General features: G+C 68.2%; 5 protein-coding genes. 1 reads left to right on the top strand and 4 read right to left on the bottom strand.

Annotated features, from left to right (window positions below; translation table 11 throughout):
- Positions 1 to 1,285 (top strand): S1C family serine protease (locus AWZ10_RS43270; protein ID WP_060893891.1); only part of this gene is annotated, 1,285 nt, incomplete at its 5' end.
- 1,438 nt (positions 1,286 to 2,723) lie between these two features.
- Here the strand turns inward: AWZ10_RS43270 and AWZ10_RS43260 are convergent.
- From AWZ10_RS43260 to AWZ10_RS43245, 4 genes are all read right to left on the bottom strand, one after another.
- On the bottom strand, positions 2,724 to 4,148 hold the full coding sequence (locus AWZ10_RS43260) for a tyrosine-type recombinase/integrase (RefSeq protein WP_060893889.1): 1,425 nt from the start codon (positions 4,146 to 4,148) through the stop codon (positions 2,724 to 2,726).
- Positions 4,142 to 4,348, bottom strand: a complete 207-nt coding sequence (locus AWZ10_RS43255; RefSeq protein WP_059083826.1) for a helix-turn-helix transcriptional regulator — start codon at positions 4,346 to 4,348, stop codon at positions 4,142 to 4,144. The genes AWZ10_RS43260 and AWZ10_RS43255 overlap by 7 nt, the downstream gene beginning before the upstream one ends.
- The gene (locus tag AWZ10_RS43250) at positions 4,345 to 5,808 is read right to left on the bottom strand and encodes a replication initiator (RefSeq protein WP_060893888.1); all 1,464 of its coding nucleotides are present in this window, start codon (positions 5,806 to 5,808) and stop codon (positions 4,345 to 4,347) included. Before AWZ10_RS43250 ends, AWZ10_RS43255 begins: the two co-directional genes overlap by 4 nt.
- A gap of 144 nt (positions 5,809 to 5,952) precedes the next feature.
- A complete protein-coding gene (locus AWZ10_RS43245) occupies positions 5,953 to 6,663 on the bottom strand; it encodes a DUF2637 domain-containing protein (protein WP_060893887.1) in 711 nt (236 codons plus the stop codon).
- Positions 6,664 to 6,679 lie beyond the last annotated feature (16 nt).

Raw genomic sequence — 6,679 nt, 5'->3', positions numbered from 1 at the left:
GTACGCGGACAACGGCACCGGCGCGTACGCGTACGGCGTCGGCGCGTACGGCGACGCGGGTGCGGCCGGAGGAGCCGGTGGCCCCGGCGGTTCCGGTGGCCCCGGTGGCGGCGGCTGGGGCTCCTCGTGGCAGCAGACGCAGCAGCCGGCCCCGAAGCCGGCGGGCAACAAGCGGGGCGGTCTGATCGCCGCGATCCTCGTGGCCGCGTTGGTCGCGGGTGGGGTCGGCGGCGGCATCGGCTACACACTGGCCGACCGCAACGACAACTCCACCGGTTCCACGACCGTCTCGGCCTCCCAGAACGGCGGAGACGTCAAGCGCTCGGCCGGTACGGTCGCCGCCGTGGCCTCCTCCGCGCTGCCGAGCACGGTCACCATCGAGGCGTCGAACAGCGACGGCGACGGCGGCACGGGCACGGGCTTCGTGTTCGACAGGGAAGGCCACATCGTCACCAACAACCACGTGGTGGCGGAGGCCGTCGACGGCGGCAAGGTGACGGCCAGCTTCCCGGACGGCAAGAAGTACGACGCCGAGGTCGTCGGCCACGCGCAGGGCTACGACGTGGCGGTCATCAAGCTGAAGAACGCCCCGTCGAACCTCCAGCCGCTGACGCTCGGCGACTCCGACAAGGTCGCGGTGGGCGACTCGACGATCGCGATCGGCGCGCCCTTCGGCCTCTCCAACACGGTCACGACGGGCATCATCAGCGCCAAGAACCGCCCGGTGGCCTCCAGCGACGGCTCCTCCGGCAGCAAGGCCTCCTACATGAGCGCCCTGCAGACCGACGCGTCCATCAACCCCGGCAACTCCGGCGGCCCCCTCCTCGACGCCCGCGGCAATGTCATCGGCATCAACTCGGCCATCCAGTCCGCCAGCAACGGCAGCTTCGGCTCCGGCCAGGCGGGCTCCATCGGCCTCGGCTTCGCCATCCCGATCAACCAGGCCAAGAACGTGGCCCAGCAGCTGATCAGGACAGGCAAGCCGGTGTACCCGGTGATCGGCGCCTCGGTCTCCCTGGAGGAGGGCACGGGCGGAGCGAAGATCACGGATTCCGGTGAGGGCGGCGCGGACTCCATCACCGCGGGCGGCCCCGCCGCCAAGGCCGGCCTCAAGCCCGGCGACGTCATCACCAAGCTCGACGACCACGTCATCGACAGCGGCCCCACCCTCATCGGCGAGATCTGGACCCACCTCCCCGGTGACAAGGTCACCCTGACCTACACCCGCGACGGCAAGACCCGCACGGCGGACGTCACCCTCGGCGAACGCCAGGGCGACAGCTGACCCGCCTCCCCGATCCGGCCCCCACCCGCCTCCGCTGACCGGCTAGTCTTGTCCCCGCGCGACCACCAACGTGATCGCGCGGGGTGGGTTGCCCGAGCGGCCTAAGGGAACGGTCTTGAAAAACGTGAGGACGCGAAAGTGTCTCCGTGGGTTCGGATCGCGCCGACTCCGCAGGTCATAGACGTGCTGCTCAGATGGGGTGTCTCTTGATGAAGGGCGCCCCGTCTGCATGGAGGGTGTCTCACCTTGATCCGGCTCTGTCGCGTTGTGGATCAGTGTGTGTGGACCAGGCGTGGACCAACAATGCGGGAGAACCAGCAGTTCAGAGCCGTGTCAGGACATCCCGCGTGTCACGGTCCACGGGAGGTCAGCCGCAATGAGGGACCGGCTAATCCCTCACGTCATGGGGCCCCGGACCACGGGGAATGTCCGGGGCCGCCAGCGAAATGCGCAGGTTGAGCGCAAGCCCTAACACGTGTCTGAACTTCTGGACCGACCCGGCCGTGTCGCTCAGATGGAGGCGGCCCATCGGCCCGGGAGAACACCACCAAACCCCTGAGCGTTGAGAATCGGCGTTCCCACCGTGGACCCGCGTTCAGACGTCGAACATCTCTCTCAACGGCACAGGACCCTCGGGCGTTGCGAAACGTCGGCCCGTCAGCCGATCAGTGGCCACTCTGAAAACGCTCAATTAGAGACTACCGCTGCGCTTCTTCGGCAAGGAAATGAAGATCATGATGACTGCAACGCAAAGCATCGCAACGGCGCCGAAGGTAGAGGCTCCCCAACCTATGCACTGTTCGGGGGTGCTGGCGTCAAGGTTCGCCCTGATGATGCCAGCGACGAGCCCAGAGGTGAGGGAGAGGAAGAAAGAAGCTACGAGAGCCCAGAGAACCTGGTTTCGGCTCACGAACCTACCCATTTCGGGAAGGCGGCTGGTCCCAAGTGACGACATGGTATGCGGACATGTCGAGCAACGCCGGGAGCCAGACCGCAAAACGACAACGGTCATAGGTGGACGTCACTTGTCCGGCGCAATCTGTGGGTGCGCAGGAGCGTGACATCTCAGATCCGCACCGAAGTGCGGCCCTCCAATGACGTGCCTTTCTTCCGAAAGGGATGAGGATCCTCCGCCCTTGGGTGCCTGCCCTCGGTCGAGGGTTCTTCCCTGGCGTGCCCTGTCCCCTTGCTCAACATGGCGAACGGATGGCGACTTTGCGAGGACGCGTGCCGTTTTGGGAATGCTACCCCACCTGCGCCATCTGTCGTGTGCCTCCCTGCCCGCAACTGCCTGGAGCTCCTTGCCGGCCGGGAGCACGAGGACACGGACGCCGTCGCGGCGCAGTGAGCCGCTCTCGCCTACAAGATCAGCAGTCCCTTCCGCGTATGAGACGAAGCCGCCGTCACTGGGATCCCAGTGACGGCGACGTCTTATGGCTCACGGCGTGGTGATGTTGGCAGAGTCTGCCGACTCCTCATCTGCGGCATCCAAGGCTCGCTCGATCTGCTCGTTCGAGCGCTGCTGATTACGATGAATCGCCTTGGCGTAGAAGCGGAAGAGGACAGCGATGCTGTGGCCAGCCCGCCGCGCAACCTCAGCCGGGGAGACTCCGGACTCAAGCCAGAGTGAGACGCCCGCATGACGCAGGGAGTACGGCACGTCAGCCAGGGGGGAAGTCGCTTCGGATTCGGTCAGCACCGCGAGTCGAGCCGCCTTCCAAACCTCCCCGTACTCCTTGGACAGCAGGCCGCCTCCTTGGGCTGCACGGAACAGTCGGCCGTCTTCAGCGGTACCGAACTCCTTGATGTGCTCGCGGACCAAGCGCACGAGGACGGGGGGAATCGGCACAGGCCGGGTCGCCTTGCGGGCCCGCCTCTTCAGGCCGCGCGTATCGAACGACTCGCCCGTGTCGGTCCACCCGGAGCCGACGCGGGGCGTGCTCGTGGACAGCAGCACTTCTCCCCAGCCTTCTTCGGGCAAGGTGAAGTCTTCTTCTCGGAGATTGGCTGCCTCCCCGGGGCGGTTGGCCGCGTAGTAGAGGCAGCCGAAGAACGCCATCAGGTGGCGACCGCGTGGCCCCTGCTCGCCTACGGCGTCGAACAGCGCCTTCACCCGCTTGGGGCCGGGTACGAATCGAAAGTCGATCTCGTCGTCAGTCTCGGGCGGGGTCCAGTCGACCTTGTCGAGGGGCAATGCCGTCAGCAACTCCCGTTCCACCGCATACCGAAGACAGTTGCTGAAGACCGTCCGCTTCCGGTTCACCGTGTTCTCGGCAGCGACCGTGCCGTCCTGCTTCAGCTTCAGCGCGTCGAGCGCAGTACGCACCGCCGAGGGCGTGTTGAGGACGGTGATGTTCACGGACTTCCGGTCTATCCAGTCCAACGCGGCCACGATCTCGGCAGGTGGCTCGTCGACGTCGAGACGCGGCCTCAGCGTTCCGTCGTCGCCGAGGACGAACCGGTAGACCCACGAATAGAGTGCGATCCGAAGCACCTTCGGAGTCGGGGCCCCGCGGCGGTCCTTGACCAGCTTCGGCGTGATGGTGGCGAGCGTGTCAGCGATGCTCGCCCGGTGCTTGGCCGAGGCGCCAGACCACTTCATCTCGGCGTACGCGCGGGTGTGGGTGTACCAGGTGGAGGAGTTGAGCGCCTGGACCTCTGAGGCGGGCAGGCCGGTTTCCGTGTCGAACTGCTCGCGATTTCGCAGGGCGGTCAGCAGCTCCGCGCGACGGCCGTCGGCCTGGGCCTTGATCTTGTAGCTCTTTGAGAAGGGGCGTGGACCGACGCGCCACCGAAGCTGATAAGCCGCCGCGCGGTTGGGCCGCTTGCGGATGCCCCAGATCTGAACGTCGTAGGTCAGCACGCTTCCTGCACCTCGCAGCCGTCGAACCAGGCGTCGAGGTCCGCCCGGCGGATACGTATCTGACCGTTGGGGAGCTTCAGATGCTTCGGTGCCTGGCCCCGCGCGCGCATCCGGTAGAACGCAGCGCGGGAGACCCTGATCTCAGCGAGTGCTTCGACCAGCGTCAGCGTTCGCTTGTCGGCGGTGGTCGGAGTGGTCACAGCCAGGGTGCTCCTTCGGCCTTGAGGCGTTCGGAATGGGTTCTGTCGTGGCGGACCTGAGCGGCGAGGAGTTCTTCGCCGGGGCGGTAGCCGCTGCTGAGGTAGGTCCACGAGGAGGCGGTGACGAGGGTGGTGTTCTCGTCGTCGACGGGGAGGCCGGCGCGGATGCGGGCGGCTTCGGCTTGGGCGGTGCGCCAGGCACGGCGTACGTCGCGGAGAGCGCCGAGGGTGGTCGAGTAGGCGCGCGATTTGCTGGAGAAGTGGCCGCGGAAGCCGAGCATGTGGGCCCACTTCCAGAGCTTGAGATCGGCGAACTCAGGGAGGTGGCCGAGCGCCCATGCGGTGCGGATCATCTGCCGGGCGTGCTGCTGTACGGGGAGGTTGGTGAGGGGTTCGGCTTGGCCGGTGCCGTCGCAGTCGTCGCACAGGTCGCGGAAGCCGTCGGGGCCGCGTACGTAGCCGCGTCCGGCGCAGGGGCGGCATACGAGGGTGCGGTCCACGGTGCCCGCGCCTTCGGCGTTCTTGGTGGCGTACTTGGCGACGTATCCGGCGACCTTGGCGTCCGTGAGTTCGCCGTCCCCCAGGGCCGAGATCTGGTCCACCTTGAACCGGTCGCCCCACCGGATGACGCGTTCGCCGACCGCGTCCGACTCGACCGTGAGCCGGGCACGCTCGACCGCCAGGCCGACGGCGACGCGGAGGGCGACGAAGGTGGCCCAGGTCGGGGGCGAGGTGGTGTGGCCGTCGGGACCGTCGAAGCGGACGACCGCGTGGAAGTGGACCAGGCCGCGTTGCTGGTACTCGGCGACCTTGGCGAAGGAGACGCGGAGGGCCGAGTTGAGCGCCTTCTGCGTCATGCCGAAGTGCTCGGCGAGGGCGCGGCGCAGGTAGGTGGTGAAGCGTGCCCACAGGGCCCCGGCGTGGGCGTTCCACAGCACGGCGCCGGTGTAGTCGTAGCTTGCCGGGCGGAGTGGGGTGCCGAGTTCGGGCGCGTCCAGGGAGTGGCTTTCGCCGCACGCGCAGGGGCGGGGCTTGCCCGCGTCGGTCATGGGGCGGTTGTGGACGGGGCCGAAGGACGGGGCGGTGAGGGTGACGAAGGCGCGGGGGTGGTCGCGGACGGCTTCGGCGACGTTCTTGCCGCCGGACAGTCCGGCCTTGATCAGGTGGTAGGTGTCGGCCGCGTAGAGGCGGGAGCAGGCCGGGCAGCGGGAGGCACGGCGGTTGCCGCAGGTGGTGAGGAGGCGGCCGGAGGGTTCGTCCTCGGAGCGGTAGGAGCGGACGACTTGCTTGGTGGCCTGGTCGGTGGTGATCGTCCAGCCGTGGAGGTTGACGGGGCTCGTGCAGCCGCGCAGGTCGCGGACCTGTTCGGTGACGCGGTCGAAGTCGTCGGTGTTGGCCAGTTCGACCAGGTCCCGCAGGCCGGGGCTGATGACGTGGCGCAGGTCGAGGGGGCGGCGCATGGGTGGCGGGGTGTCCTTTCTGGCGCGAGGGTGAGACCTGCGGGCAGCAGTGATTCAGTGCGCTCGGGCTGCTGCCCGCAGGCATGGCGAGTCGGGCCCAGGGGGCGGTGGTGGGGGCCGGGGAGGCCGGCGGAAGGGGTGGCCCTACAGAGCGGCGTGCAGCGCGGTGGCCATGGGCAGGCCGATCCCGAGTCGCGTTTTGAGCTGGGCAGCCGTGATCGGCTCGCCGTGCTCGGTGCGGTGGGATGTCGCGATAGAGCGTGCTTCGGTCAGCAGCGGCTCAGGGACCTTGACCACGGGTGAAGCGGGAGCGGGAGCCGGGGCGATCTGAGCAGCGACCGGGGCCGGGGGCGGGGCCGGAAGGGTGAGCGGCTCCGCAGGGCTGGGGGCGTCGGAACCAGTCGCGGGCTCCGATTCGATCTCGTCCGGCAGCGGAGCCGGTACGGCGGGGCGCGCAACGGTGTGGAAGGCGCGCAGGAGCTGCGGGCCGACGGAGCCCCAGCCGAGGAGGAGCAGCGGGGCCACCGCGTCGACGGCGGCGCGGCCGTAGTGTCCGGCGACGATCGGTTCGGCGACGTTGAGGGCGAGGGTCAGCAGTCCGGAGAAGTGCATGAGGCGGGTGGCAGCCGTCACCTGGTCTGCGGGCAGGCCGCGCAGGGAGAGGTAGCGAAGCGCGACCAGGAGGCCGACCACGGACAGGTCCACCATCGGGGCGATGAGCGGTGCGATCGGGCCGGGGACGCCGAGGCGTAGGGCGAGGGACCAGACGTTGCCGAAGGAGAAGACGAACGCCAGCGCGGCAATGACGATCATGACTGCGGTGATGGTGCGCTGAGTGATCCGGTCTTCTGTCATGAGTGTTCACCTCCTC

The sequence above is a fragment of the Streptomyces europaeiscabiei genome (assembly GCF_001550375.1).
Classification (GTDB): domain Bacteria; phylum Actinomycetota; class Actinomycetes; order Streptomycetales; family Streptomycetaceae; genus Streptomyces; species Streptomyces europaeiscabiei.
This window is presented reverse-complemented; position numbering and strand designations above follow the sequence as displayed.

Excerpts from the sequence above, each read along its gene's own strand:
- AWZ10_RS43250 (WP_060893888.1), bottom strand. The coding sequence starts at position 5,808 with ATGCGCCGCCCCCTCGACCTGCGCCACGTCATCAGCCCCGGCCTGCGG.
- AWZ10_RS43245 (WP_060893887.1), bottom strand. The coding sequence starts at position 6,663 with ATGACAGAAGACCGGATCACTCAGCGCACCATCACCGCAGTCATGATC.